This window comes from Plantactinospora mayteni (assembly GCF_016862935.1).
In the GTDB taxonomy this organism is placed as follows: Bacteria; Actinomycetota; Actinomycetes; order Mycobacteriales; family Micromonosporaceae; genus Plantactinospora; species Plantactinospora mayteni.
In genome coordinates this window covers 100,688-127,528 of the sequence record NZ_BONX01000023.1, presented here as the reverse complement: position 1 = coordinate 127,528, position 26,841 = coordinate 100,688, and the positions used below count along the sequence as shown (strand labels likewise).

Annotated in this window: 14 protein-coding genes; 11 read left to right on the top strand and 3 right to left on the bottom strand. The window is 73.7% G+C overall.

The genetic code is table 11. The annotated features are described in order from the left end of the window. Nucleotides 1-58 precede the first annotated feature (58 nt). The 8 genes from Pma05_RS16750 to Pma05_RS16715 all read left to right on the top strand — a co-directional run bounded on the left by Pma05_RS16750 (nucleotide 59) and on the right by Pma05_RS16715 (nucleotide 22,898). On the top strand, nucleotides 59-1,732 hold the full coding sequence (locus Pma05_RS16750) for an amino acid permease (RefSeq protein WP_203858348.1): 1,674 nt from the start codon (nucleotides 59-61) through the stop codon (nucleotides 1,730-1,732). After that, entirely contained in the window at nucleotides 1,729-3,099 is a 1,371-nt protein-coding gene (locus Pma05_RS16745; protein WP_203858347.1) for a glutamine synthetase family protein, read from the top strand. The genes Pma05_RS16750 and Pma05_RS16745 overlap by 4 nt, the downstream gene beginning before the upstream one ends. A 304-nt stretch (nucleotides 3,100-3,403) precedes the next feature. Then, the gene (locus tag Pma05_RS16740) at nucleotides 3,404-3,970 is read left to right on the top strand and encodes a hypothetical protein (protein ID WP_203858346.1); all 567 of its coding nucleotides are present in this window, start codon (nucleotides 3,404-3,406) and stop codon (nucleotides 3,968-3,970) included. A gap of 267 nt (nucleotides 3,971-4,237) precedes the next feature. Next, nucleotides 4,238-11,161: a non-ribosomal peptide synthetase gene (locus Pma05_RS16735; protein ID WP_203858345.1), complete on the top strand. Its 6,924-nt coding sequence runs from the start codon at nucleotides 4,238-4,240 to the stop codon at nucleotides 11,159-11,161. Beyond that, nucleotides 11,158-20,388 (top strand): non-ribosomal peptide synthetase, encoded by a 9,231-nt coding sequence (locus tag Pma05_RS16730; RefSeq protein ID WP_203858344.1) that lies wholly within the window; start codon nucleotides 11,158-11,160, stop codon nucleotides 20,386-20,388. Before Pma05_RS16735 ends, Pma05_RS16730 begins: the two co-directional genes overlap by 4 nt. A 78-nt stretch (nucleotides 20,389-20,466) precedes the next feature. Further along, nucleotides 20,467-21,237, top strand: a complete 771-nt coding sequence (locus tag Pma05_RS16725) for a 3-oxoacyl-ACP reductase (protein ID WP_203858343.1) — start codon at nucleotides 20,467-20,469, stop codon at nucleotides 21,235-21,237. Nucleotides 21,238-21,316: 79 nt separating this feature from the next. Continuing rightward, nucleotides 21,317-22,174, top strand: coding sequence for a type I methionyl aminopeptidase (map, locus tag Pma05_RS16720; RefSeq protein ID WP_203858342.1), 858 nt, complete (start codon nucleotides 21,317-21,319; stop codon nucleotides 22,172-22,174). Nucleotides 22,175-22,187: 13 nt separating this feature from the next. After that, nucleotides 22,188-22,898, top strand: a complete 711-nt coding sequence (locus Pma05_RS16715; protein ID WP_203858341.1) for a VIT1/CCC1 transporter family protein — start codon at nucleotides 22,188-22,190, stop codon at nucleotides 22,896-22,898. Between the two features lie 15 nt (nucleotides 22,899-22,913). Here Pma05_RS16715 and Pma05_RS16710 read toward each other — a convergent pair whose 3' ends face one another. The 3 genes from Pma05_RS16710 to Pma05_RS16700 form a co-directional block, all read right to left on the bottom strand. Then, on the bottom strand, nucleotides 22,914-23,414 hold the full coding sequence (locus Pma05_RS16710; protein WP_203858340.1) for a nitroreductase/quinone reductase family protein: 501 nt from the start codon (nucleotides 23,412-23,414) through the stop codon (nucleotides 22,914-22,916). A 92-nt stretch (nucleotides 23,415-23,506) separates the two neighbouring features. Beyond that, nucleotides 23,507-23,929 (bottom strand): ferritin-like domain-containing protein, encoded by a 423-nt coding sequence (locus Pma05_RS16705; protein ID WP_203858339.1) that lies wholly within the window; start codon nucleotides 23,927-23,929, stop codon nucleotides 23,507-23,509. A gap of 37 nt (nucleotides 23,930-23,966) precedes the next feature. Next, on the bottom strand, nucleotides 23,967-24,479 hold the full coding sequence (locus Pma05_RS16700; protein WP_239312489.1) for a hypothetical protein: 513 nt from the start codon (nucleotides 24,477-24,479) through the stop codon (nucleotides 23,967-23,969). 187 nt (nucleotides 24,480-24,666) lie between these two features. On the opposite strand from Pma05_RS16700, the gene rimP reads away from it, so the two are divergent. The 3 genes from rimP to Pma05_RS16685 are packed head-to-tail and all read left to right on the top strand — an operon-like array spanning nucleotide 24,667 to nucleotide 26,771. Continuing rightward, nucleotides 24,667-25,359 carry a ribosome maturation factor RimP gene (gene rimP, locus Pma05_RS16695; protein ID WP_203858338.1) on the top strand — a complete coding sequence of 231 codons (693 nt, stop codon included), beginning with the start codon at nucleotides 24,667-24,669 and terminating at the stop codon, nucleotides 25,357-25,359. Then, nucleotides 25,356-26,411, top strand: coding sequence for a transcription termination factor NusA (nusA, locus tag Pma05_RS16690; RefSeq protein WP_203858337.1), 1,056 nt, complete (start codon nucleotides 25,356-25,358; stop codon nucleotides 26,409-26,411). Before rimP ends, nusA begins: the two co-directional genes overlap by 4 nt. Before the next feature lie 15 nt (nucleotides 26,412-26,426). Beyond that, nucleotides 26,427-26,771 carry a YlxR family protein gene (locus Pma05_RS16685; RefSeq protein WP_203858336.1) on the top strand — a complete coding sequence of 115 codons (345 nt, stop codon included), beginning with the start codon at nucleotides 26,427-26,429 and terminating at the stop codon, nucleotides 26,769-26,771. The last annotated feature ends 70 nt before the right edge of the window (nucleotides 26,772-26,841 follow it).

The following is a 26,841-nucleotide window of genomic DNA, read 5'->3' as shown; positions in this document are numbered from 1 at the left end:
GATGCCGATCACAGTCTCCGGCCCCGCCCCGCCCCGGATCCGGATGAAGGAGACGCCGATGAGCGCACCTGTTCCGCCGACCCGTACGCCGGTGGCCGCCGGGGCCGACCTCGACGAGCAGCGCCTGGCCGAACTCGGGTACCAGCAGGAACTGCGCCGGAAGCTCTCCGGCTTCTCCAACTTCGCGGTCTCGTTCTCGATCATCTCGATCCTGGCCGGCGCGATCACGTCCTACGGGATCGCGATGACCGCCGGCGGGCCGCTGGCGATCACCCTGGGCTGGCTATTCGTCGGCGGCATGGTGACCCTGGTCGCGCTGGCGATGGCGGAGATCTGCTCGGTCTACCCGACCGCCGGGGCGCTCTACTGGTGGGCGGCGGCGCTGGCCAGACGGAACAAGGCGGCCTGGGCCTGGTTCATCGGCTGGTTCAACTTCCTCGGCGAGGTGGCGGTCACCGCCGCCATCGACTTCGGCGCGGCGATCACCACCTCGGCGTTCCTCAGCCTCACCTTCGACCTGGCGGTGACCCCGGAACGCACCTTCGTGGTCTTCCTGGTGATCATCGTCGCGCACGGCCTGCTGAACACCTTCGGGGTCAACCTGGTCCGGCTGCTCTCCGACGTCAGCGCCTGGTGGCACCTGACCGGGGTGGCGATCATCGTCGGGGTGCTGGCGATCGTGCCCGACCAGCACAAGCCGATCTCCGAGGTCTTCTTCGAGGTACGCAACGCCACCGGCTTCGACTTCTCCGGCGCGGCGGTCTACGCCGTACTGATCGGGCTGCTGATGGCGCAGTACACGTACACCGGGTACGACGCGAGCGCGCATGTCGCCGAGGAGACCCACGACGCCTCCCGGGCGGCACCCCGGGGCATCGTGATGTCGGTGGTGGTCTCGGTAGTCGCCGGCTTCTTCCTGCTGGTCGCGATCACCTGGTCGATCGGGGACTACGACGCACAGCGGCAGACCGAACTCGAGCTTCCGCCGGCCCAGATCTTCATCGACGCCACCGGCGACACCATGGGCACCTTCCTGCTCTTCATCTGCGTGGTGGCGCAGTTCTTCTGCGGGATGGCCTCGGTCACCGCCAACTCCCGGATGGCGTACGCGTTCAGTCGGGACGGCGCGCTGCCCGGCTCGGCGATCTGGCGCCGGGTCAACCCGCGCACCGGTACGCCGACCAACTCCATCTGGCTCTGCGTGGCCTGCTCCAGCCTGCTGGTACTGCCGTCGCTCTGGAACACCACCGCCTACCTGGCGGCCACCTCGATCGCGGTGATCGGCCTCTACATCGCGTACGTCGGGCCGGTCTTCCTGCGCCGCCGCAGCCCGGACTTCCAGCCCGGCCCGTGGCACCTGGGCCGCTGGAGCCCGCTGGTCGGCTGGCTGGCGATCGGCTGGGTGGCGGTGATCTGCGTACTCTTCGTGCTCCCCACCGCCGCGCCGATAACGGCGTCGACCTTCAACTACACGATCGTGGCGGTCGCGGTGGTGCTCGGCGCGGCCTGGCTCTGGTGGCTGCTCGGCGCCCGGCACTGGTTCACCGGTCCACGGCAGAACGTGGTCCCGACCGTGCCGCAGCCCGACCCGACCGCGCCGGACCCGCCCGCACAGCCAGGTGGTCCGGCACCACAGCCGGGTGACCCAGCCGCACCGCCGGACGGTCCAGCCCCGCAGCCGGATGGTCCGGCTCGGGACCGGGCGGGCGCGGCGGACGGGGAGGGCGGATGAGGGCACGGGTTCCGGCGCTCAGCCTGGAGGCGCTCCGGGTGGCGGTCGACAGTGGCGAGATCGACACGGTGGTGCTGGCTCTGACCGACATGCAGGGGCGGCTCCAGGGCAAGCGGTTCCACGCGCCGTACTTCCTGGCCGAGGTGCTGGCGCACGGCAGCGAGGGCTGCGACTACCTGCTCGCCGTCGACGTCGAGATGAACACCGTCGACGGGTACGCGATGTCGAGCTGGGAACGCGGGTACGGCGACTTCGCGATGATCCCCGACCTGAGCACCCTGCGCCGGGTCCCCTGGCAGCCCGGCACGGCGCTGCTGCTGGCCGACCTGCGCTGGCTGGACGGCGGCGGGGAGGTACTCGCCTCGCCCCGACAGATCCTGCGCCGCCAGCTCGACCGGCTCGCCGGGCACGGGCTGACCGCGTACGTCGGGACCGAGCTGGAGTTCGTGCTCTACCGCGACTCCTACGAGGACGCCTGGCGCCGGGGTTACCGCGAGCTGACCCCGGCGAACCTCTACAACGTGGACTACTCGCTGCTCGGTACCGCCCGGGTCGAGCCGCTGCTGCGGCGGATCCGGACCGAGATGGCCGGCGCCGGGCTGACCCCGGAGAGCGTCAAGGGCGAGTGCAACCTCGGCCAGCACGAGATCGCCTTCCGGTACGCCGAGGCGCTGACCTGCGCCGACAACCACGTCGTCTACAAGAACGGGGCGAAGGAGATCGCCGCCCAGGAGGGCATGTCGATCACCTTCATGGCCAAGCCGAACGAGCGGGAGGGGAACTCCTGCCACATCCACTTCTCGCTGCGTACCGCGAACGGCCGGTCCGCGATGCTCGGCGACGGGCCGGCGCGGCTGTCGACCATCGGGCAGCGGGTACTGGCCGGGCTGCTGGCGACGATTCCGGACCTCGGCCTGCTGATGGCGCCGAACGTCAACTCCTACAAGCGGTACCAGCCCGGTTCGTTCGCGCCGACCGCGCTGCGCTGGGGCACCGACAACCGCACCTGCGCGCTGCGGCTGGTCGGGCACGGCCAGGGGATGCGGGTGGAGAACCGGCTGCCCGGGGCGGACGTCAACCCGTACCTGGCGATCGCGGCGCTGGTGGCCGGGGCGGTACACGGGATCGAGGCGGAGTTGGCGTTGGAGCCGGAGTTCGCCGGCAACGCGTACGCCGACGAGTCCGCACCCCGGGTGCCGGGTACCCTGCGGGACGCCCTCGACCGCTGGACGGAGTCGCCACTGGCCGAGGGCGCGTTCGGGGCCGAGGTGGTGGCGCACTACGCCAACCAGGCGCGGGTGGAGTTGGCCGCCTTCGAGGCGGCGGTGACGGACTGGGAGCTGCGACGTGGCTTCGAACGACTCTGAACCCGTTCCCGGCTCGACGTCGGCCCCACCGACCGAGGTGGCTGACGCGCTGACCAAGGTGGCTCCGGTCTGGGCCGGGAGTTGGGCCCGGACGCCCTGCACGCGTTCACCGACGTCAAGAACGTCTTCCTCGCCACCGACGGCTGACCACGGACTACCGGACGGTCGGCCATCCCTCCCACCCCTGGTTGACCAGCGAGTTCATCGAGTGAAGCCGAACTGAATGCGGCTCCTGATTGCCTGGTGTCCGACATCGCGTACGTCAATCAGACATGGGGGCTGAAGCATGGTACGCAGAAATCTCATGACCCTGGCGATTGTTGTCGCCGCCATCACGGGTGCCTCGATGCCACTGAACGCCGCAGTTGCCGCGCCGGCCGCGCCGTCGACTGTGGAGGTTGTCCGGACGTCACTCACGGCTACCCGAATCGACCAGGCCATCGCGAACCAGCACGGCTACAAGGTCATCGTGAGGAATGGCGGGCTGGACAGTGTCAAGGTGGCTGATCACCCGATCACGCAAGATCCGGTCGTTACTCCGCTGGACGCACCAGTCGTTTACGGCAACTGCGGAGTCTCGTTCCTCTACTACGCCAGGAGCGCTCCCCGCAAGGCCATCGTGCATACCGGGTTCGATCTGAACACCATCCCACCGTCGGTCCTGGGTTCGTGGACCGTCGCGGTGACTGACAACGCCGGTGTCGGCTCGCGGACGTGGACGCCTTCACTCGGATGGAGCTGGGACACCACCTGGGACACGACTCACAGCGTCGGCGGGTACTCGGTCGCGCAGGTGACGAACGGCTACGTGGTACTGGCCGACGGGCGTGTCTGCGTGTCGGGGAATCCCTGGCAGCACACCTACCTGTAGCGCCACGAGGCAGTTCGCGGGCCAGGGCTGGACCCCGGCCCGCGAACTCTGCCTGCAAGCTCTGCCGAACCGTAGGTCTGCGGCTCCGGCCAGCCGGACGGTGGATCAGGCTTCGCTCTTCTTCCCGTCCGTGCAGTTCTTGACGGCGTCGCCCTTCCCATGCAGCATGCGGCCGGGGTCCCGCCGGGCGTCCCACAGCCCATCTCCGACCCCTTATTTATAGAACGCCTACAGGTTTTCTATAGCCCGTCGCTCGATGATCCGGCCGTGTCAATACCCTCCAGGGACGGTGGTTGGCCGCTGTCCGGCGTCCAGTCCGGGATCTGGCACGCGCAGCAGCTCCACCCCGGCAATCCCGCGTACCGGATCGGGGTCTACCTCGCGGTGGATGGCCCGGCACGGCCGGATCTGCTGGAGGCTGCGGTGCGGCGGGCCGTCGCGGAGGCCGAGGCGCTGCGGCTCCGTATCGTCCTGGTCGACGGCGTGCCCCGACAGGTTCCGACCGAGGACTCCGGGTGGCCGGTCGAACAGGTCGACCTCGGTGCGGCGGCGTCTCCGGAGACGGCGGCACAGAGCTGGATGCAGGCGGCGCTGGACCGGCTCCCGGACCCGGCGGGCCGGCTGTTCGGGGTCGCGCTGCTGAGGCTCTCGCCGTCCCGGGTCTGGCTCTTCGTCCAGGCGGACCACCTGGTCATGGACGGCTACAGCATCGTGCTGCTGGCCCGCCGGGTGGTCCGGCTCTATGCCGCCGGCCTGACGGGCGCCCCGCCGGAGCAGAGCCGCTGGGGATCGCCGCGCCTGCTGGTCTCGGAAGAGGCGACCTACCGCGACTCCGCCGACCTCGACACGGACCGGCGGTACTGGCGTGACCGCCTCGCCGGCCGTACCGCCACGTCGGGACTCACCGGCCGGCGCGGTCGGCTGCCCCGGCGTACCCTCCGGGACGAGTACCGGGTGGCTGCCGGCTTCCCCGACCAGCTCCGGTCGTACGCCGAGCGGCTCGGCATCGGCTGGCCCGCGTTGGTCGTCGCCGGGTGCGCCGGCTACCTGCACCGGGCCACCGGTCGCCGGGATCTGGTGGTGGGATTTCCGGTACTCGGCCGGTCCACCCGGGCGTCCCTGGTCACCCCGGGGATGACCGCCAACGTGGTACCGCTGCGGCTCGCCCTCCGACCGGAGACCAGCCTGGCGGCGCTGGCCCGGGCGGCGTACGACGAGATGGTCGCCGCCCGGCGCCACCAGCGGTACCCGTACGACGAACTGCTGCGCGACCTCCATCTCGACGGCGGCCTCTGCGACATCTCCGTCAACGTGCTGCCCTTCGGCGCCGGGCTGCGGGCCGGGGACCACCGGGTGACGCTGCACGTGCTGGCGAACGGGCCGACCGACGACCTCTACGTCGGCTACCTCAGCGAACCGGACGGCCGGAACCCGCTGCTCTGTCTGGAGGGCCATCCGGAGGTCTACGACCGGCCCGACCTCGCCCGGCACCGGGCCGGACTCGTCGGCGTGCTGGCGACCTGGCTCGCCGACCCCGAACTGCCGATCGGCGCCGTCGACGTGCTCACCGCCGACGACCGCCACACCCTGCTCGCCGCCCCTGCCGAAAGCCTCGACACCCGTGCTGTCGCCGAAAGCCTCGGCACCGCCGCTGTCGCTGAAAACCTCGACACGCCCGCCGACAGCCTCGGCACCCGCGCCGACAGCACCGTTGCGGGGGTCGGCGCCGGGCACGGCTGGGACACGCTGCCGGAGGGGATCGCGGCACAGACCGCACTCACCCCGGAGGCCGTCGCGGTGCTGGCCGGCGATCGGAAGGTCGACTACGCGGACCTGGACACCCGGGTCCGCCGACTGACCCGGGTACTGGTCGAGCAGGGCGTACGACCCGAGTCCCCGGTCGTGGTCGCGATGGAGCGCTCGGTGGAGATGCTGGTGTCGCTGCTCGCGGTCTGGCGGGCGGGTGGCTTCTTCGTACCGGTGGACGCCCAAGGGCCGGCCGCCCGGCTGCGGCTGATACTGCGGCAGAGCGGCGCCGTGCTGCTGCTCGCGGACCGGCGACCGGCCGGGTTGGACGTGCCGGTGCTGCTGCCGGCGGAGGTGCTCCGCACGTCGGCCGAGCCGTCCTGGCCGGTGCCATGGACGCCAGATCCCGAGCCAGATCCCGAGCCAGATCCCGAGCCAGATCCCGAGTCAGATCCCGGGCCGGATGCTGGACCGGAGCGGTCGGGCGGGGCAGGTGTCGACCCGGCGCGGCTGGCGTACGCGATCTACACCTCCGGATCGACCGGCACGCCGAAGGGCGTGCTGGTGAGCCACGGTGCGATCGCCAACCGGGTCCGCTGGACCGTACGTCGGCACCGGCTCGGACCGGCGGACCGGATCCTGGCGAAGACCGCGCTCAGCTTCGACGCCGCGCTCTGGGAGCTCTTCGCCCCGCTGGTAGGCGGCGCGGTGGTGGTGCTCGCCCCGGCCGGCGCCGAACACGACCCCGGGGTGATCGCCGCTGCGGTCTCGGCACACGACGTCACCGTCCTGCAAGGGGTGCCGTCGGTGCTCCGGACGCTGGTCGACACCCCCGGCTGGGCGGACTGCCGCTCGCTGCGGCTGGTCTTCTCGGCCGGTGAGCCGCTGCACGCCGGGCTCGCCCACCGGCTGGTGGCGCCCAGCGGGGCGCAACTGTGGAACACGTACGGTCCGACCGAGTGCGCGATCGACGTCACCGCGTATCCGTTCGCGGTGGCGCAGCGGACCGGACCGGTGCCGATCGGCCGGCCGATCGACGGGACCCGGGCGCTGGTGCTCGGCGAGTCCGGCGAACTGGTGCCGCCGGGCGTGGCCGGTGAACTGTACGCCGGCGGCGTCGGCCTGGCCCGGGGCTATCTCGGCAACCCCGGGCTGACCGCCGAGCGCTTCGTGCCGGACCCGTACGGGCCGCCCGGCGCCCGGCTCTACCGCACCGGTGACCTGGTACGCCGCCGCGCCGACGGGGCCCTCGAATACCTGGGCCGCTGCGACGACCAGGTGAAGGTCAACGGGGTACGCGTCGAGCCGGGCGAGATCGAGGCGGTACTGGCCGAGCATCCGGCCGTCTCCGGTGCGGTGGTGCTGGCCTTGGACGACGAGACGCGGTGGCGGGACGACGAGACGCGGTGGCGGGACAACGGGACGCGGTGGCAGGACGACGGCAGCGGCGAAAGTGACCGGAGCGGCGGAGCCGACGGGAACGGCGTAGGCGGCGGGAGCGGTGGAGGCGACGGCGGCAGCGGGCGGCGGCTGGCCGCGTACGTGACCGCGCGGGGCGAGCTGACCGGGCCGCGGTTGCGGGCGTACCTGGCCGAGCGGCTGCCCCGGCCGCTGGTGCCCTCGACGTTCACGGTCGTCGACCGGTTTCCGCTGACCAGCGGCGGAAAGGTGGACCGGGCAGCGCTCCGGAGCACCGCCGTCGGCGGGCCGCCGTACGTGGCGCCGCGTAGCCCGCAGGAGCGGCTCGTCGTACGGGTCTGGAGCCGGCTGCTCGACCTGGAGCGGGTCGGCGTGCACGACGACTTCTTCCAGCTTGGCGGCACCTCACTGCTGGTCACCCAACTCGCGGAGGCGCTACGCGGCGAGACCGGGCGCCCGGTGCCGTTCCGGCGGCTCTTCGACGCCCCGACCGTCGCCGACCAGGCCCGACTCGTCACCGCCCCGCCGGACGGCGGACAGCCCGCCGCGAACGGCTCCGGTGGACAGCCGGCCGGCGGTGGACAGCCCGCCGGGAACGGCTCCGGTGGACAGCCCGCCGGGAACGGCTCCGGTGGACAGCCCGCCGGGAACGGCTCTGGTGGAGAGCCCGCCGGGAACGGCTCCGGCGGACCATCCGAAGTGGACGCGTCGGCGCCGGCCGAGGTCGGGCCGGAGCTGTCGGTGCCGATCGGCCCGGTCGGCACCGGACCGGCCGAACTGTCGGTCGGGCAGTACCGGCTCTGGCTGCTGGACCGGATGGATCCGGGCAGCCCGGAGTGGGTGGTGCCGATCCTGTTGACCCTGCCCCGGCAGGTCGACGCCGCCGTCGAGCTGCGACAGGTCGGGACCGCGCTGCGCGGGCTCGTCGACCGGCACGACGTGCTGCGGACCCGCTATCCGGTGCTGGCGGGCGAGCCGCGGCAACTGGTGGAGCCGGCCGGCGAGGTCGAGGTGGCGGTCGCGTACCGCCGCGAGGCCGAGGTCGCGGACGCCTGCGCCGAACTGCTGCGGCACGGGTTCGACCTGGCGGCCGGGCCGGTCTGGCGAGCACTGCTGGTCCGGGTACCGGACGGGCCGTCCCGACTGGTGGTCGGCGTGCACCACATCGCCTGCGACGGCTGGTCGACGGTGCTGCTGGAGCGGGACTTCCAGCACCTCTACCGCCAGGCCGCCAGCCTGGAGGGTCCGTCCGACGGCGCGAGCGCCGCGCTGCCCGTACCACCGATCCGGTACGCGGACTTCGCGGCCTGGCAGCGGCAGGTCCTGGCCGGGGCCGCCCTCGACGGCCAGCTCGCCTTCTGGCGGGAGAACTTGGCCGGTCTTCCGGTGCTGGAGTTGCCGACCGACCACCCCCGGCCGGCGCACCGGGACCCGGCCGGAGCACTGGCGACGTTCACCGTGCCGGCGGTACCGGCCGAACGGCTGCTGCGGCTCGGCCGGGCGCACGGCGCGACTCCGTTCATGACCCTGCTGGCCGGCTTCGCCGCGATGCTGTCCCGGTACACCGGGCAGTCCGACCTGGCGATCGGCACCCCGCTGGCCGGCCGACCCGGTTCGCAGGTGCGGGACGTCGTGGGCTTCTTCGTCAACTCGGTGGTGCTCCGCTGCGACCTCGGCGGCGAGCCGACCTTCCGGGACCTGCTGGACCGGACCCGCCGGATCTGCCAGGCCGCCTTCGCCCACCAGGACGTGCCGTTCGAGCGGCTGGTGGACGAGCTGGGCGTGCGGCGGGACCCGTCCCGGACGCCACTGGTCCAGGTCGGCTTCGACCTGGACGAGGAGGGCGTCACCAGTACCGCACTCGCCGGGTCCGACGCGGAGACGCTGGGTCGGGCGTGGCGGATCGCCAAGACCGACCTGACGCTGCGGATCCGTCGGCTCGGCGACGGCAGCCTGCTCGGCGTCCTGGAGTACGCCACCGCGCTCTTCGCCGCGGAGACCGCGAACCGGATGGCGGCGTACCTGCGTCACCTGCTGGTCGCCGTCGCGGACCGGCCCGACCAGGCGGTGGCCGACCTGGCACCCACCGACCCACCGGCCACCGACCCACCGGCCACCGACGTCCCACCCGTGGTCGACGTCCCGGAGAGTGGCGCTCCGACGTCGGTGCCCGAGGCGTTGGCGGCACGGGTCCGGCGGGAGCCGCACGCCACCGCCGTGGTCGCCGGCGACCGCACGGTCAGTTTCGCCGAACTCGACCTCCGGGCCGAACGGCTGGCCGGGGCGCTGCGGCGGCGGGGAGTCGGGCCCGAGACGGTGGTCGGGGTGCTGCTCGACCGCGATCCCGACCTGGTGGCGAGCCTGCTGGCGGTCTGGCGATCGGGTGCGGCGTATCTGCCGCTCGATCCCGGAACCCCCGCCGAGCGGGTCCGCGAACTCCTCGACGACGCCCGCGCGGTGGCCCTGCTCACCAGCTCGGTGCAGCGGGACCGGATCGGTGCGGACCGGCTGCTGCCGTGCGTGCTGGTGGACCGGGAGACCGGACCTCCGGTCGCCCCTGCACCGGCCCGGCCCGTCGACCCCGACCAGCTCGCCTACGTCGTCTACACCTCCGGCTCCACCGGACGCCCGAAGGGGGTGCAGGTCAGCCACCGCTCGCTCGCCCACCACCTGGACTGGGCGGTCCGCGAGCTGGCCACCCGGGGTACCGGTGGGGCGCCGCTCCTCTCGTCGGTCGGCTACGACCTGGTGGTCACCACCCTCTACGCGCCGCTGCTGGCTGGCCAGCCGCTGCACCTGCTGCCGCCGGCCCTGCCCGTCACCGGGCTCGGTCGCGCCCTCGCCGAGGCGGGACCGTTCAGCTTCGTCAAGCTGACCCCCGGTCACCTCGAACTGCTCGGGTACCAGCTCGACGACGCCACCGCCGCCCGGATCGCCGAGGTACTGGTGGTGGCCGGCGACGCGCTGCCGGCACCGCTGGCCCGGCGATGGCTCCGGCTGCTCGGCCCCGGCCGGCTGGTCAACTCGTACGGGCCGACGGAGGCGACGGTGAACGCGACCGTCCAGCCGGTCGACTCCGCCCCGCCGGCCGGAGTGGTCCCGATCGGCCGGCCCCGTCCGGGCGTGCGGGCGTACCTGCTCGACGGTGCGCTGCGGCCACTGCCCCGGGGCGCCGTCGGCGAACTCTTCCTCGGCGGAGCCGGAGTGGCCCGTGGCTACCTCGACCGGCCCGCGCTGACCGCCGAGCGCTTCCTTCCCGACCCGTACGGGCCGCCCGGGGCGCGGATGTACCGGACCGGTGACCTGGCCCGGATGACGGTGCACGGCGAACTCGCCTTCCACGGGCGCACCGACCAGCAGGTGAAGATCCGGGGGCACCGGGTGGAACCGGGTGAGGTCCGGGGCGTACTGCTGGGGCATCCGGGTGTCCGGGACGCGGTGGTCGGAGTCGACGGCGACCGGCTGGTCGGTTACCTGGTGCCGGCCGGGGACGGTGCTCCGGCCGGGGACGGTGCTCCGGCCGGGGACAGTGCTCCGGACGGGGCCGAGCTGGGGGCCGAGTTGGCCGCGTACTGCCGGCGGCGGCTGCCGGAGCACATGGTGCCGGCGCACTGGGTGACGCTGGGTGCCGTACCGCTGACCCCGAACGGCAAGGTGGACCGCGCCGCGCTGCCGGCCCCGGCGGCCGAGCCGGTCGATCTGGTGGGCCCGCGTGACGGCGTCGAGGAACGGCTGGTGGAGTTCTGGGCGGAGCTGTTCGGCGACCGGGTGGGTGTGCACGACGACTTCTTCCGGCTGGGCGGGAACTCGCTGCTCGCGATGCGGATGCTGGCCCGGGTGCAGCGGGAGTACGAGGTGGAACTGCCGGCCGCCGCGTTCTTCGCCGGGCCGACCGTCGCCGAACTCGCCGCCGAGCTGGTCCGCGCGATCAGCGCGGAGGTGGCGGACCTGACGGATGCCGAGGTCGACGACGCGTTGGCGGCCACCGGCACCGCGCGGCTGGTGACGGAAGGAGAGCCGGCGTGACGGCCGACGGAGAGCAGCCCGGCGTGCCGACAGCGGAACAGCAGCCCGGCGTGCCGACAGCAGGACAGCAGCCCGGCGGTCCGGTCGCGGGGAAGGAGCCCGGCGGTTCGGCGGCGGGTCAGGAGTCCGGCGTGCCGGCCGGCGGGGCGGGCGATGACGCACTGGCCCGGCGGGCGGAGTTGTTGCGGCGGCGGCTGGCCGGACGGTCGGCCGGGGTCGGGCGGGGGCGCCGGATCGGGCCGGTCGACCGGGGCGTACCGATCCCGCTGTCGGCCGGGCAGCGCCAGCTCTGGCTGCTCGACCAGCTCGACCCGGGCAGCCCGGCGTACCTGATGACCGGCTCCTTCCGGTTGCGCGGCAAGCTCGACGTGCCGGCCTGGCGGCGGGCCTGGACCGAGGTGGTGGCCCGGCACGAGATCCTGCGGACCCGGTACGTGCGCGTCGCCGACGAGCCCGCGCAGCTCGTCGACCCGCCCGGCCCGGTCGAACTGCCGCTCCTCGACCTCACCGGCGAACCGGACCCGGAACGCCGGGTCGGCGAGCTGACCCGGGCGGAGTCCCGGCGGCCGTTCGCGCTGGACCGGGAGTGGCCGACCCGGAGCTGGCTGTTGAAGACCGCCGACGACGAGCACGTGCTGCTGACCGTCTGGCACCACATCGCCCTGGACGGCTGGTCGCTGTCGCCGCTCCTGGCCGAGCTGGGCACCCTCTACCGTGGACACGTCGAGGGGCGGCCCCCGGCCCTGCCCCCGGTCACCCCGCAGTACGCCGACTACGCCGGCTGGCAACGGGCCCGGCACGCCGGCGGGCTGGTCGACACCGAACTGGACTACTGGCGCCGCCAGCTCGCCGACCTCGCCCCGCTGGAGCTGCCGACCGACCGGCCCCGGGCCACCACCCGGAACTGGGCCGGCGCCGTCGCGCGGTTCGGCGTACCGGCGCCGTCGGCGGAGCGGCTCCGGGAGCTGGGTCGGGCACACCGGGCGAGCCTGTTCATGGTGACGCTCGCCGCCTTCCAACTGCTGCTCGGGCGCTACACCGGCAGCCGGGACGTGGCGGTCGGGGCACCGATCGCCGGGCGTACCGATCCGGAACTCGCCGGGCTGGTCGGCTTCGTGGTCAACACGCTGGTGCTGCGTACCCGGTGGAGCGGGGATCCGAGCTTCGCCACCCTGCTCCGGTCGGTCCGGGAAACCACCCTGGCCGCGCTGGCGCACCAGGAGGTACCGGTCGAGCAGCTCGTCCGGGAGCTGGCCCCGGAGCGGGACGCGTCCCGGCCGGCCCTGTTCCAGGTCGCGTTCGCGCTCCGCGACGAGCTGCCGGCGAGCCGGCTGGCGGACGTGCTGCTGACCCGGGAACCGGTTGACGGCCAGGTGGCGAAGTTCGAACTCGCCGTCCAGTTGACCGAACACGCCGACGGTGCCGTGACGGGCGAGATCGAGTACGCGACCGCGCTCTTCGACCCAGCCACCGTCGACCGGCTCGCGGCACACTACGTACGGCTGCTCGGCCATCTGGCGGAAGCACCCGAGACCCCGCTCTCCCGGCTCGGGATGCTGGCTCCGGACGAGCGGGTCGAACTGGCCGCCGTGCCGGAGCCGCCCGCCGAGGCGGGACGCTGCCTGCCGGAGGTCTTCGAGGCACGGGTACGGCAGGACCCGGACGCGGTCGCGGTGGCGTACGACCGGACGGAGTGGACGTACCGGGAGTTGAACGAGCGGGCCAACCGGATCGCCCGGCGGCTGTGCGACCTCGGCGCCGGCCCGGAATCCCTGGTCGGGGTCTGCCTGGAGCGTGGGCCGGAGCTGGTCGCGGCGCTGCTCGGGGTGCTGAAGTCCGGTGCCGGATACCTGCCGCTGGATCCGGCCAACCCGGTCGACCGGCTGCGCTTCCTGGCGGCGGACGCCGGGGCGGCGATCCTGCTGACCGAGCGCCGACATCAGGCTGCGGCCCCGACGATCCACCCCGGTCCGGTGGTGGTGCTCGACGACGATCCGGTGCTCGACACGCTGCCGGCGAGCGACCTGCCTCCCCGGGCCGTACCCGACAACGTCGCCTACGTGATCTACACCTCGGGCTCGACGGGGCGGCCCAAGGGCGTCGCGGTGACGCATGCCAACGCGGCCCGGCTGTTCACCGCCGTCGCCGCCGACCTGAACTGCGGACCGGCCGACACCTGGACGATGGTCCACTCGTACGCCTTCGACTTCTCGGTCTGGGAGATCTGGGGTCCGCTGCTGCACGGCGGCCGGCTCGTGGTGGTACCGCCGGACGTGGCCCGGGTACCGGCCGAACTCGCCGAACTGCTCGCGGCGCACCGGGTGACGGTGCTCAGCCAGACCCCGGCGGCGTTCACCGGCCTGGTCGCGGCGGTCGACGAGGGCGGCCCGTGGCGCGACCGGCTCGCGCTGCGGGCGGTGGTCTTCGGCGGTGAGCGGCTGGAGCCGGCCGCGCTGGCCGGCTGGGTACGGCACCTCGGCCTGCACCGGCCGGCCCTGGTCAACATGTACGGCATCACCGAGACCACCGTGCACGTCACCACCCACCGGCTCACCGACACCGACCTCGACAGCGGAGTCAGCCCGATCGGCCGCCCCCTGGCCGACCTGGTGGTACGCCTGCTCGACCGGTACGGCGAGCCGGTGCCGACCGGCGCGGTCGGGGAGATCCACGTCGGTGGTGCCGGACTGGCCAGGGGCTACCTGGGGCATCCGGCGCTGACTGCCGAGCGCTTCGTACCCGACCCGTGGGGACCACCCGGCGCCCGGCTCTACCGCAGCGGCGACCTGGCTCGGCGGGCCACCGACGGCCGGCTGGAGTTCCTCGGCCGCGCCGACCAGCAGGTGAAGATCCGCGGCTACCGGATCGAGCTGGGCGAGATCGAGGCGGCCCTGTTGGCCCAGCCCGGGGTGACCCGGGCCGCGGTGGTGGCCCGGGACGAGGAGTCCGGCGGCCGGCGCCTGGTCGGCTACGTCGTACCGGCGGCCGGCGGCGTCGACCCGGCGGACCTGGCGACCTGGCTCGGTGTCGTACTCCCCGACTACATGGTGCCGTCGGCGATCGTCTGCCTCGACCGGCTGCCGCTGACCACGAACGGCAAACTCGACCGGGCCGCGCTGCCCCGGCCGGAGGTACGGGCGGCCGGCCGTGCGCCGGAGACCGCGCAGGAGCGGCTGCTCTGTGCCGTGATCGCCGGGCTGCTCGGGCTGCCGGCGGTCGGGGTCGACGACGACTTCTTCGTGCTGGGCGGGGACAGCATCGTGGCGATCCAGCTCGTCGGCCGGGCCCGGGCCGCCGGACTGACACTGAGCGCCCGCGACGTGTTCGAGCACCGTACGGTGGCCCGGCTCGCCCGCCGGGCCGGCCGGACGGCGCCGACCGGATCGGGACCGGACTCCGGGACGGGGCCGGACTCCGGGACCGGACCGGAACCCGGGGGCGGCCGGGTGCCACTCACCCCGATCGTCCGGGCCACCCTGGATCGGGGCGGCCCGATCGGGGCCCACCACCAGGCGGTGGTGCTGGCCGTACCGCCGGAACTCGGGCTGGACCGGCTGGCCACGGCGCTCCAGTCGCTGGTCGACCGGCACGACGCGCTGCGGCTGCGGCTCACCGCCGGACCGGGCCTCGACGTGACCACCCCCGGCGCGGTCGGGGTGCCCGACCAACTCCGCGGGCCGGGTCTCGACGTGATCGCCCCTGCTGCAGTCGGGGTGGCCGATCAACTCCGCCGTCCGGGTCTCGACGTGACCGCCCCTGGCGCGGTCCGGGTGGCCGACCAACTCCGCCGGGTCGACGCGACCGGCGCGGTGCCGCTGCCCGAGCTGATCCGGGCCGAGGCGGACGCCGCCCCGCGCCGGCTGGCGCCGGAGGCCGGGGTGACTCTCCAGGCGGTCTGGTTCGACCTCGGCCCGGACCGCCCGGGACGGCTGCTGCTGGTCCTGCACCACCTCGTGGTGGACGGGGTCTCCTGGCGGATCCTGCTGCCCCAGCTCGCCGACGCCTGGCGGGCCGCCGGGGACGGCACACCGGCCACGCCACCGCCGCCAGCGTCGGTCGGGGACGGCACACCGGCCACGCCACCGCCACCGCCGCCAGCGCCGGTCGGCACGTCGTTCCGCCGCTGGGCCGAACTGCTCGCCGCCCGGGCCCTGGACCCGGCGCTCCGCGCCGAGCTGCCCTGGTGGACCGCCACCCTGGACCGGCCGCCGGCGCCGCTCGCCGGGCGCCGGCTCGACCCGGCCCGCGACACCGTCGCCACCCAGCGGAAGATGACGGTACGCACTCCGCGCGAGCAGACCTCCGCGCTGCTCACCGTGCTGCCGGCGGCGTACCACGCGGGCGTCGAGGACGTCCTGCTCACCGCGTTCGGCCTGGCGGTGGCCGCCTGGCGTTCCGAGGTCGACGGGACAGTCCTGGTCGACCTGGAGCGGCACGGTCGGGAGCCGTTCACCGACGACGTCGACCTGGCCCAGACCGTCGGCTGGTTCACCAGCGTGCACCCGGTCCGGCTCGAACTGTCCGGAGTGGACTGGACGGACGTCTGGGCCGGCGGGCCGGAGCTGGGCCGGCTGCTCGGAACGGTCAAGGACCGGCTGCGCGCCGTACCGGGGCACGGACTCGGCTTCGGCCTGCTCCGGTACCTCAACCCGGAGACCGCCGCCCGACTGCGGGAACTGCCCGAGCCGGAGGTCTGCTTCAACTACCTCGGCCGGCTCGCCGGCGCCACGGCCGAGGCCGCCGACTGGACGCCGGCCGTCGAGGGCCGGGACGTACGCGGCGGCGCCGATGTCCGGGCCCCGCTGGCGCACCCGCTGGAGGTGAACGCGTACACCGAGGACGGCGCCGACGGACCGCACCTGGTCAGCACGTTCTCCTGGCCGGCGGCCGTCTTCACCGAACCGGACCTGCGCCGGCTCGCCGAACTCTGGACCCGGGTGCTGGCGGCACTCACCGCGCACGCCGGGCGGCCGGGGATCGGCGGCCGTACCCCCGCCGACCTGCCGCTGGTGTCGCTGTGCCACGCGGACGTGGCCCGGCTGGAGGCGACCTGTCCGGACCTGGTCGACGTCTGGCCGGTGACCCCGCTCCAGGAGGGCCTGCTCTACCACTCGGTGCACGACACCCGGGCGCCGGAGGTCTACACCGTGCAGACGGTGTTCGGGCTGCCGGCGACCTGGCGGCCGGACTCGCTCCGCGCCGGCCTGGCCACCCTGCTCGCCCGGCACCCGCACCTGCGGGCCGCGTTCTGGTTTCCGGAGTCGGGCCAGCCGGTCCGGGTGGTGCCGGCCGAGGTCGAGCTGCCCTACCAGGAGGTGGACCTGACCGGCGTACCCGAACCGGAGCGGGCGGCGACGCTGACCCGACTGGTCGAGTCCGACCGGGTACGCCGGTTCGACGTCACCACGGCACCGCTGCTGCGGCTGACCGTGTTCCGGCTCGGCCCGGAGCGCTACCGGGCGGCGTTGACCTGTCATCACGTACTGCTGGACGGCTGGTCGCTGCCGCTGCTCGCCGCCGAACTGGCCGCCGCCGTGACCGGTGCACCTGCCGTGCCGGAGGGCAGCTACCGGGACTACCTGGCCTGGCTGGTCCGGCAGGACCGGGCTGCCGCGACAGCCGCCTGGCGGGAGGCGCTGGCCGGGTTCGCCGAACCGACGCTGGTGGCGCCGCCCGGCCGGCGGACCCGTCCGGAGTGGGCCCGACAGGTGGGCGTGCAGCTCACCGCCGACCTCACCGACCGGCTCACCCAGGTTGCCCGGGCCGGCGGCGTCACGCTGAACACGGTGGTGCAGGGCGCCTGGGGTCTGCTGCTCGGCCGGCTCGTCGGCGGCTCGGACGTGGTCTTCGGCAGTACCGTCTCGGGTCGGCCGCCCGAGGTCCCCGGGATCGAACGGATGCTCGGCTTCTTCCTCAACACCGTGCCGGTACGGCTGGCCCCGCAGCCCGGCGAGCGGCTGGTCGACCTGCTGCGCCGGGTGCAGGACCAGCAGTCCCGGCTGACCCCGCACCACCACCTCGGGCTCTCCGACATCCAGCGGGCGGCGGGCCTGCCGGCGCTCTTCGACACCCTCACCGTCTTCGAGAACTACCCGGTCGACGCCGAGGCCGCGGCGGCGGTGCCGGACGTCGAGATCCACCACTCGCTGCACTACCCGCTCGGCCTCTTCGCCTATCCCGGCCCGGCGCTGCGCCTGGTACTGCGTTACCAGCCCGCGCAGTTCACCGCCGAGACGGTCGCCGAGTTCGGCCGCGAACTGACCGAACTGCTGACCACGATCGCCGAGGATCTCGACCGGTCCCTTCCCCGGCCCGCCAGGGAGCCGCAGCAGTCCGTGCACCGGTCCGCCGCGACAGCCGGGACACCGGACCTCCGGTCGGAGGCGGGCGCGGCGCCGAGCACGCTGACCCGGCTCTTCGCGGAGCAGGTCGCCCGGACCCCGGACGCGGTCGCGCTGCGCTGTGCCGGAGTCGGCTACTCCTACGCCGAACTGGACGCCCGGGCCAACCGGCTCGCCCAGCACCTCGTCGCGCACGGGGCCGGGCCGGAGCGGATCGTGGCACTGCGGATGAGCCGCTCCGCCGAACTCGTGGTGGCGGTGCTCGCCGTACTCAAGTCCGGCGCCGCCTACCTGCCCGTCGAGCCCGGCCCGGCCGCCCGGGTCGAGGCGGTACTCGCCGAGGCGGACCCGGTCGTCGTACTGACCGACGCCGTACCGCCGGAGGTGTCGGGCCGGCCCGACACCGACCCCCGAGCGCCGCTGCACCCGGAGCATCCGGCGTACCTGCTCTACACCTCGGGCACCACCGGTCGGCCCAAGGGGGTGCTGGTGCCGCACCGGGCGGCGGCGGAACTGGCCCGCTGGGCAGCCGCCGAGTTCGGCCCGGACCGGCTGGCCCGGGTACTCGCGTCGACGCCGCTCGGCTTCGACGTCTCCGTCTTCGAACTCTTCGCGCCACTGTGCAGCGGCGGCAGCGTCGAGCTGGTGGCCGACCTGTCGGCGCTGCCCGGGCTCGCCGACCGGCCGCCGACCCTGGTCGCCACCGTCGGATCCCGGCTCGACGCCCTGCTCCGGCTCGCCCCGTCGCCCGAGTTCCGGGTGCCGGCGGTCGTGCTGGCCGGCGAGGCACTGGGCGCGGCGACCGTCCGGGCCGCCCGTACCGGGCTGGGTGCCGGGCGGGTGGTGAACGCGTACGGGCCGACCGAGGCGACCGTCTACGCCACCACCTGGGACGACGACGGTACGACTCCGGGCCGCCCGCCGATCGGCCGGCCGAGATCCGGGGTCGGGGCGTACCTGCTGGACGCCGAGCTGCGGCCGGTTCCGGACGGCCGGACCGGGGAGTTGTACCTGGCCGGTGCCGGGCTGGCCCGGGGCTACCTGGGCCGCCCCGGGCCGACCGCCGACGCGTTCCTGCCCGACCCGTACGGTCCGGCCGGTTCCCGGATGTACCGCACCGGCGACCTGGCGCGGCGCCGTACCGACGGCGGATTCGAGTTCGTCGGCCGGGTGGACGAGCAGGTGAAGATCAGGGGTGTCCGGGTCGAGCCGGCCGAGGTCGCCGCGACGCTCGCCGAGCACCCGGGGGTGGTCGAGGCGGCGGTGCTGACCGGACCGGGGCGGGATGGCGGCGTCCGGCTGGTCGGCTACGTCGTACCGGCCGTGCCGGGCGAGGTGACCGCCGCCGAACTGCGCCGCCATCTCGTCGAGCGGCTGGTCGGCGCGGCGGTACCGGCGACGCTGGAGTTCGTGACCGCGCTGCCGCGTACCCCGCACGGCAAGCTCGACCGGGCGGAGCTGGCCGGGTCGGCGGTGTCCTCGCCCCGCCCGCCGTCGCCGGGGCGGGAGGAGGCGCTGGGCCGGATCTTCGCCGAGCTGCTGGAGCTGCCGGCGGTCGCTGCCGACGACGGCTTCTTCGACCTCGGCGGCCACTCACTGCTCGCCACCCGCCTGCTGGGGCGGCTGCGTACCGAGTTCGGCACCGATCTGGACGTCACCGACCTGTACGGGTCACCCACCGTCGCCGACCTCGCCCGCCGACTGCCCCCCGACGCCCCGCGCCCCACCCCCGCCGACGCCCCACGCCACCGACCGGCCGAGCATCGGAGCCGTCCACCGGCCGGCGGTCCAGGGCTGGACGAGCCGGCCGCGCACCGGAGCCGTCCAGCGGCCGGCGGTCCAGGGCTGGACGAGCCGGCCGAGCACCTGAGCCGCCCGCCGGCCGGCGGTCCGGGGCTGGACGAGGTGGTGCGGCTCTACGACCGGTACCCGTATCCCTCCCCGGACGACGCGGGCGAGCTGCTGCACGACGTGGCCAACGCGGTGGCGTACCTGGTCGAGGAGGACGGGCTGGCCGGCTGGCGGGTGCTCGACGCCGGGTGTGGCACCGGGCACCGGCTGGTGGCGCTCGCCCTGCGCCATCCGGAGGCGCGGTTCGTCGGGGTCGACCCGTCGCCCGGCTCCCTGGCGGTGGCCCGGGCGCTCGCCGCCCGGCACGGCGCCACCAACGTCCACTTCGTACTCGGCGGCATCCCCGAACTGCGGCTCCCCGGCAGCTTCGACCTGGTGGTCTGCTCCGGTGTGCTGCACCACCTAACCGACCCGGTCGCCGGGCTGGGCTGGCTCGTCGACCGGCTGACCCCGGACGGCCTGCTCTTCTGCTGGCTCTACCACGCCTTCGGCGAACACGACCGGCTGCTGGACCGGGAACTGGCCCGGCTGCTCGCCGGCACCGGCGGCGGCGAGCCGGACCTCGCGGTCGTCCGGGCCCTCGGCCTCTCGCTCGCGCCGGGCCGCTACGGCGCCACCGCGGCCGGCGGAGCGGACGCCGCGACCCGGGCGGCGTACGACGTGGACGCCTTCCTGCACCCGGTGGTCCGGCTGGCCACCTTCGCCGACGTGCCGGCGATGTTCGACGGCGTCGACGTCGACTGGGTGGCCGCGTACGGGCTGAACGTGGCCGACGCCGGCCGGCTGCTCGACCTCTCCGGAGTGGACACCGGCACGTCCCTCACGCTGCGGGCCGAGGAGCTGTTCGACGACCCGACCGTCCGGGCCCGGGTGGCGGCGCTGCCCGTACCGGACCGGCTGCGCGCGATCGAGCTGCGGCTGCGTCCGACCGGACTGAGTCTGGTCGCCGGACGGACCGCCGCGCTGCCGCGCTGCCTGCCCCGGGTACGCGGCAACCTGCTGACGCCACCCGCCGGGGCGACACGGTCGGGTTGACGCATCGGCGCCCCTCGACCATCGGCCACGCCGTCGGCGAGGATGCCGGGGACGGCGATCCCCGGGAGGAGTACGGCGATGATCAGTGATCGACTGGCCGGGCGGGTGGCGGTGGTGACCGGCGCCGGCAGCGGGATCGGGCTGGCCACCGTGCGCCGGCTCGCCGCCGAGGGCGCGTACGTGGTCTGCGTCGACATCGCGGCCGACGCCGGGCGGGCCGCCGCCGACGAGGTGGACGGCGAGTTCGTGGCCTGCGACGTGGCCGACGAGGCCCAGGTACGCGATCTCTTCGACCAGGTCGCGGCCCGGCGCGGCCGGATCGACATCGCGTTCAACAACGCCGGCATCTCCCCGCCGGACGACGACTCGATCCTGGAGACCGGTCTGGACGCCTGGGAGCGGGTACTCCGGGTCAACACCACCAGCGTCTACCTCTGCTGTAAATACGTCATCCCGCACATGCTGCGCCAGGGCCGGGGCTCGATCGTCAACACCGCCTCCTTCGTCGCCCTGATGGGCGCGGCCACCTCGCAGATCGCCTACACCGCGAGCAAGGGCGGGGTACTGGCGCTGACCCGGGAACTCGGCGTGCAGTTCGCCCGGCGGGGGATCCGGGTCAACGCGCTCTGCCCCGGGCCGGTCGGCACCCCGCTGCTCCGGGAACTCTTCGCCAAGGACCCGGAGCGGGCCGCCCGGCGGCTGGTGCACGTACCGATGGGGCGGTTCGGCGAACCCGAGGAGATCGCCGCCGCCGTCGCCTTCCTGGCCAGCGACGACGCCTCGTTCATGACCGCCGCTCAGTTCGTGGTCGACGGCGGCATCACCGGCGCGTACGTCACACCGCTGTGAGGTTGTCCGGTGACGTCCGGATGTCGTCCGGGTCACCGAAGCGTGAGCGCTCTCGGACTGCGACGTTAGGGTGGAAGTCATGACCGTCCGTGCGCCGTTGACCCCTGGCACGCTCTCCCCGTGGCGCCAGGTGCCGTCCCACATCGTCCGCCCCGAGTACGTCGGCAAGAAGCGGCCGAAGGAGTGGCGCGGCTCGCACGTGCAGTCCGCCGAGACGATCGAGAAGATGCGGGTCGCCGGCCGGATCGCCGCCCAGGCCATCCAGCTCGCCGGTGAGCACTGCAAGCCGGGCGTCACCACCGACGAGATCGACCGTTTGGTGCACGAGTTCCTGGTCGACCACGACGCCTACCCCTCCACCCTCGGCTACAAGGGCTTCCCCAAGTCGTGCTGCACCAGCCTCAACGAGGTGATCTGCCACGGCATCCCGGACTCCACGGTGCTGATGGACGGCGACATCATCAACGTCGACGTGACGGCCTATCTCGACGGGGTGCACGGGGACACCGACGCCACCTTCTGCGTGGGCGAGGTGGCCGAGCCGGCCCGGCTGCTGGTGGAGCGGACCCACGAGGCGATGATGCGCGGCATCCGGGCGGTCGCCCCGGGCCGGCAGATCAACGTGGTCGGCCGGGTGATCGAGTCGTACGCCAAGCGGTTCGGCTACGGGGTGGTCCGGGACTTCACCGGGCACGGCATCGGCGAGGCGTTCCACAGCGGGCTCTACGTGCCGCACTACGACAGCCCTCGGCCCACCGACATCATGGAGCCGGGGATGACCTTCACGATCGAGCCGATGATCACCCTCGGCACCTACGAGTACGACATGTGGGACGACGGCTGGACCGTGGTCACCAAGGACCGGCGCTGGACCGCCCAGTTCGAGCACACCATCGTGGTCACCGAGGACGGCCACGAGATCCTCACCCTGCCGTGACGGGCGCGCTCTCGTGACGGACGCGTCCACCCCGGTCAGCGAGCACCACCACGCCGACGTCTCCGGCGGCTGGCTGCGCCCGGCCGTCTTCGGCGCGATGGACGGGCTGGTCACCAACATCGCCCTGATCGCGGGCGTCGGCGGCGGTGGAGCCGCGCCGCGCAACATCGTGCTGACCGGCTTCGCCGGGCTGGTCGCCGGGGCGATCTCGATGGGCCTCGGCGAATACACCAGCGTGCAGTCGCAGAACGAGCAGGTGGCCGCCGAGGTCGCCAAGGAGCGGCGCGAGCTGGAGCGGAACCCGGCCGGCGAGGCCCGGGAACTCGCCGACGCCTGGGTGGAGCGGGGGCTGCCCCGGGACCTCGCCGTACAGGTCGCGGAGACGCTCCGGGACAACCCGGAACAGGCGCTCCGGGTACACGTCCAGGAGGAGTTGGGCGTCGACGCCGACGAGCGGCCCAGCCCGTGGACCGCCGCCTTCTCGTCGTTCCTCTGCTTCTCGGTCGGTGCCGTGGTGCCGTTGATCACCTACCTGCTGGGCTTCTCCAGCCTCTGGCTGGCGCTCGGGGTGGGCGGTCTCGGCCTGTTCGTCGCGGGTGCGATCGTCGCCCGGTTCACCAACCGGAAGTGGTGGGTCAGCGGCGGCCGGCAACTGCTGCTCGGCGCGGCGGCCACCGCCGCGACGTACCTGGTCGGCCGGCTCATCGGCGTCGGCGTGAGCTGACACCTTCTCCGAGAGCTACCCCTGTCGGGACGGGTTCCGTTCGAGTCGGAAGACGCGGATGTCGCGAACGCCGGCCCGCCGGACATAGGTCAGGTACGCCGGCCACTCGGCCACCAGCAGAGCCCACAGCCGTTCCCGTTCGGCGCCCTCGGCCAGCCGGGCCCGGACCGGGATCCGGGTGCCGTCGACGGTGACCGTGGCGCTCGGCTCGGCGAGCAGGTTGAGGGCCCAGGCAGGCTGCTCGGGGCGACCCCAGTTCGAGCCGGTCACCACGAAGGCGTCGCCGTCCGGCACGTAGAGCAGCGGGTTGCTGCGCGGCCGTCCGGAGCGCCGACCGGTGGTGGTGATCAGCAGCGACGGCACCAGGCCGAGCGCCACCACCCGGCCCCGGGTCAGCCTGGCGACCAGCCGGTCGGCCGGGACCAGGATCGGCGTGCAGGCGGCGAACCAGCGTGAGTGGCCGAGCCGGCGTACGGCCCGGCCGAACGCGGAGACCGGTCTTCCCAGAGCGGACATCGACACAGTGTGCCGGCTGACGCTCGCCGCGATCTGCCCGTACCAGCATTCGGTTCAGGGATGGGGTGCGGAGAGTCCCGGGGCGTGGCGGGTCAGGTCGGGCGGCCCGGGAACGGCACGGTGGCCGGACTGACCCCGGCCGCCCGGCGCCACCGGGTGGCCCGGACCGCCGTGTCGGTGAGCCCGTCCAGCGCCCGGGTGCGCTGGGCGCCCTCGGTCGCCGGCAACGCGGCCCGCCAGACCGCCCCGGTCCGCTCCTCGACCTCTACCGCCAGCCGCAGCGCGCTCGCCCGGTCGGTGACCGCGAACGGCAGCGCGTACGCCGGCTCGGCCGCCGGTACCGGTCCGCCCTGCTCGGTGAGGAGCAGCACGAGCCCGTCCCGCCGGCTGCGATGTGCCGCCTCGGCAGAACGGGCCTGCTCGGCAGCGCCACCGGACAGCCGTACCCCGATCACCCCGTACGCGTAGACCGCCGCGTGCTCGGCGGCCAGCGCCGCCGCCAGTGCCTCGGACATCAGGCCAGCCCTCCCGCCATTCCGTTGCCGCGCCCGGTCACCGGAGCACCTCCAGGTGCGTCGCCCGGGCCGCGGCGATCGAACCCACCAGCGCGGCCCGGCTGGCCGGCGCCCCGGCGCAGGCTTTCGCGGCGGCCTCCCGGCCCTGCTGCTCGGCCTCCCGGAGCTGCCCCAGGGTTTCCGAGACGCCGCCGGCTCCGGTGCCGGGGGTCGGGGCGGTGGCGGTCGCGCTCGGCAGGGCGGTGCCGGTCACCCGGGCCAGTTCCGCGGCGTGCGCGCGGTGTGCCTCGGCGACCGGGCGGAGCCGGTCGGCCAGCTCGGGGAACGCGGCGATCGTGGTCTCGTACCGGCCGGCCAGGTCGAGGGCGCCGGTGATCAACGGTGCCAGCGGGTCCGGCGCGGGCGGCGGATCGGGTTCGCCGCCGAAGAGACCACAGCCGGTGAGGGTTCCGGTGGCGCCGACCAGCGCCGCCAGGGCGACCGCCCGTACCACTTCGCGTCGGGACCGCCCCGTCGCGCCGATCGTCTGGTTCGTGTTGCCGATCCGCACCCGGCAAGTCAACACCATCGGTGCCGTCGACGGGGTCAGCACGCTCCGCACGGCCGGTCGTCGGTGCGCCGATCGGGCTCTCGGGCGGCCAGCGCGTTACGCTCTGCGCAGCCGCCGGACGCATCAGTCCGGTGGCACGCTGGTATGGCTGCCGGGCGGAGCCGGCGATCACGAGAGAGGGGCGGAGATGACGCAGCGTGGCCGGAACGCCGGTCGGCCCAGAGTGGGTCACCGGGCTCCGGACCGTCCCCGCGAGGACTCGTCCGCGCGTCGGCTCCGGCTCCGTGCCGTGATCGAACCGGTGATCACCGCCGCCGGCTACGACCTGGAGGACCTCTCGGTGTCCCGGGCCGGCCGGCGGTACGTCGTCCGGGTGGTGGTGGACGGCGACGGCGGGGTCAGCCTCGACGCGGTGGCGGACGTCTCCCGACTCCTCTCCAAGGCACTCGACCAGGCGGAGGAGACCGGTGGCGACCTGGTCGCCGGGGAATACCAGTTGGAGGTCAGCTCGCCCGGCGTGGACCGGCCGCTGACCCAGCCCCGGCACTGGCGACGCAACGTCGGCCGGCTGGTGAAGGTGACCGTGCGGGGCCCGGGGAAGCGCCCGGAGCAACGCGGCGCCGTCGACGGGCGGCCGTCGACGGTCGCGGACCGGCAGTTGACCGCCCGGGTGATCGCCGCCGACGACGAGCGGGTGATGCTGGAGACCGACGCCGGACCGGTCGGCTGGGCGTACCCCGACCTCGGGCCGGGGCGGGTCCAGGTGGAGTTCAGCCGGCTGGACGAGATCGCCGACGACGATCCGACCGGTGCCGGCGATGATGACTATGACGACGTCGGCAACGGCGACGACGAAGATGTGGAGGGCGAGGAGCGGTGAACATCGACCTCGCGGCGTTGCGCGCCCTGGAGCGCGAACGGGAGATCCCGTTCGACACGATTCTCGCGGCGATCGAGACCGCGTTGCTGACGGCGTACCGGCACACCGAGGGGGCCCAGGCGCATGCCCGGGTCGAGATCGACCGTAAGACCGGCGCGGCCCTGGTATATGCCCAGGAGCAGGACGCCGAGGGTGCGGTGATCCGGGAATTCGACGACACCCCGCACGACTTCGGCCGGATCGCCGCGATGACCGCCAAACAGGTCATCCTGCAACGGCTCCGCGAGGCCACCGACGAGGTGCACTTCGGCGAGTACGCCGGTCGGGACGGCGACCTGGTCACCGGGGTGGTACAGGCGCACGAGGCGCGCAGCGAGAAGGGCATCGTCTCGGTCGACCTCGGCAAGGTCGAGGCGGTGCTACCCCAGGCCGAGCAGGTCCCCGGTGAGCTGTACGAGCACGGCCAGCGGATCCGCTGCGTCGTCGTACACGTGGTCAAGGGCTTCCGTGGCCCGCAGATCACCCTCTCCCGGTCGCACCCGAACCTGGTGAAGAAGCTCTTCGCCCTAGAGGTGCCGGAGATCGCCGACGGCACCGTGGAGATCGCCGCGATCGCCCGCGAGGCCGGCCACCGCACCAAGATCGCGGTCCGTTCCACCGTGCCGGGCGTGAACGCCAAGGGCGCCTGCATCGGCCCGATGGGCCAGCGGGTCCGGGCGGTGATGAGCGAACTGCACGGCGAGAAGATCGACATCATCGACTGGTCGGAGGATCCGGCCCAGTTCGTCGGCAACGCCCTCTCGCCGGCGAAGGCGCTCCGGGTCGAGGTGGTCGACGCGACGACGCGGACAGCCCGGGTGACCGTGCCGGACTTCCAGCTGTCGCTGGCGATCGGGCGGGAGGGGCAGAATGCCCGGCTTGCCGCCCGGTTGACCGGTTGGCGCATCGACATCCGACCGGACACCGAGCAGATGCCGACCCAGGCGCCGGCCGGCCGGCAGGGCGGTCCTGATCACGCGGCCGAGGCGGACGGAGCGATCTCGGCCGGGTAGGGGTAGACTTTCCCAGTGGTACGACGCGCGGAGCCGGAGCGCACCTGTGTGGGCTGTCGGCAACGAGCGCCGGCCGGCCAGCTGCTGCGGATCGTCGCGGTCGGCGATGAGACTGGTCACAGCCTCCGACCCGATCCGACCCGTAAGCTGCCGGGGCGGGGAGCACACCTGCATCCCGACCCGGCCTGCTTCACGCTGGCAGTGCGGCGTCGGGCCTTCGGGCGCGCGCTGCGTATCGCTGGCGTACCCGACGCGAGTGAGTTGGCCGAGCACCTCCAAGGCGTTGACGACCATGACCGGCCAGCCGGCCGGGCGGGATCGACGCAACGGAACCCGAGCAAGGTAGGACGACCGACATGAGCACACGATGAAGTCCCAGAAATGACCAGGCTTCAAGTGCACGAGTGAGGTCGCTGCGGGTGCTGCCCGC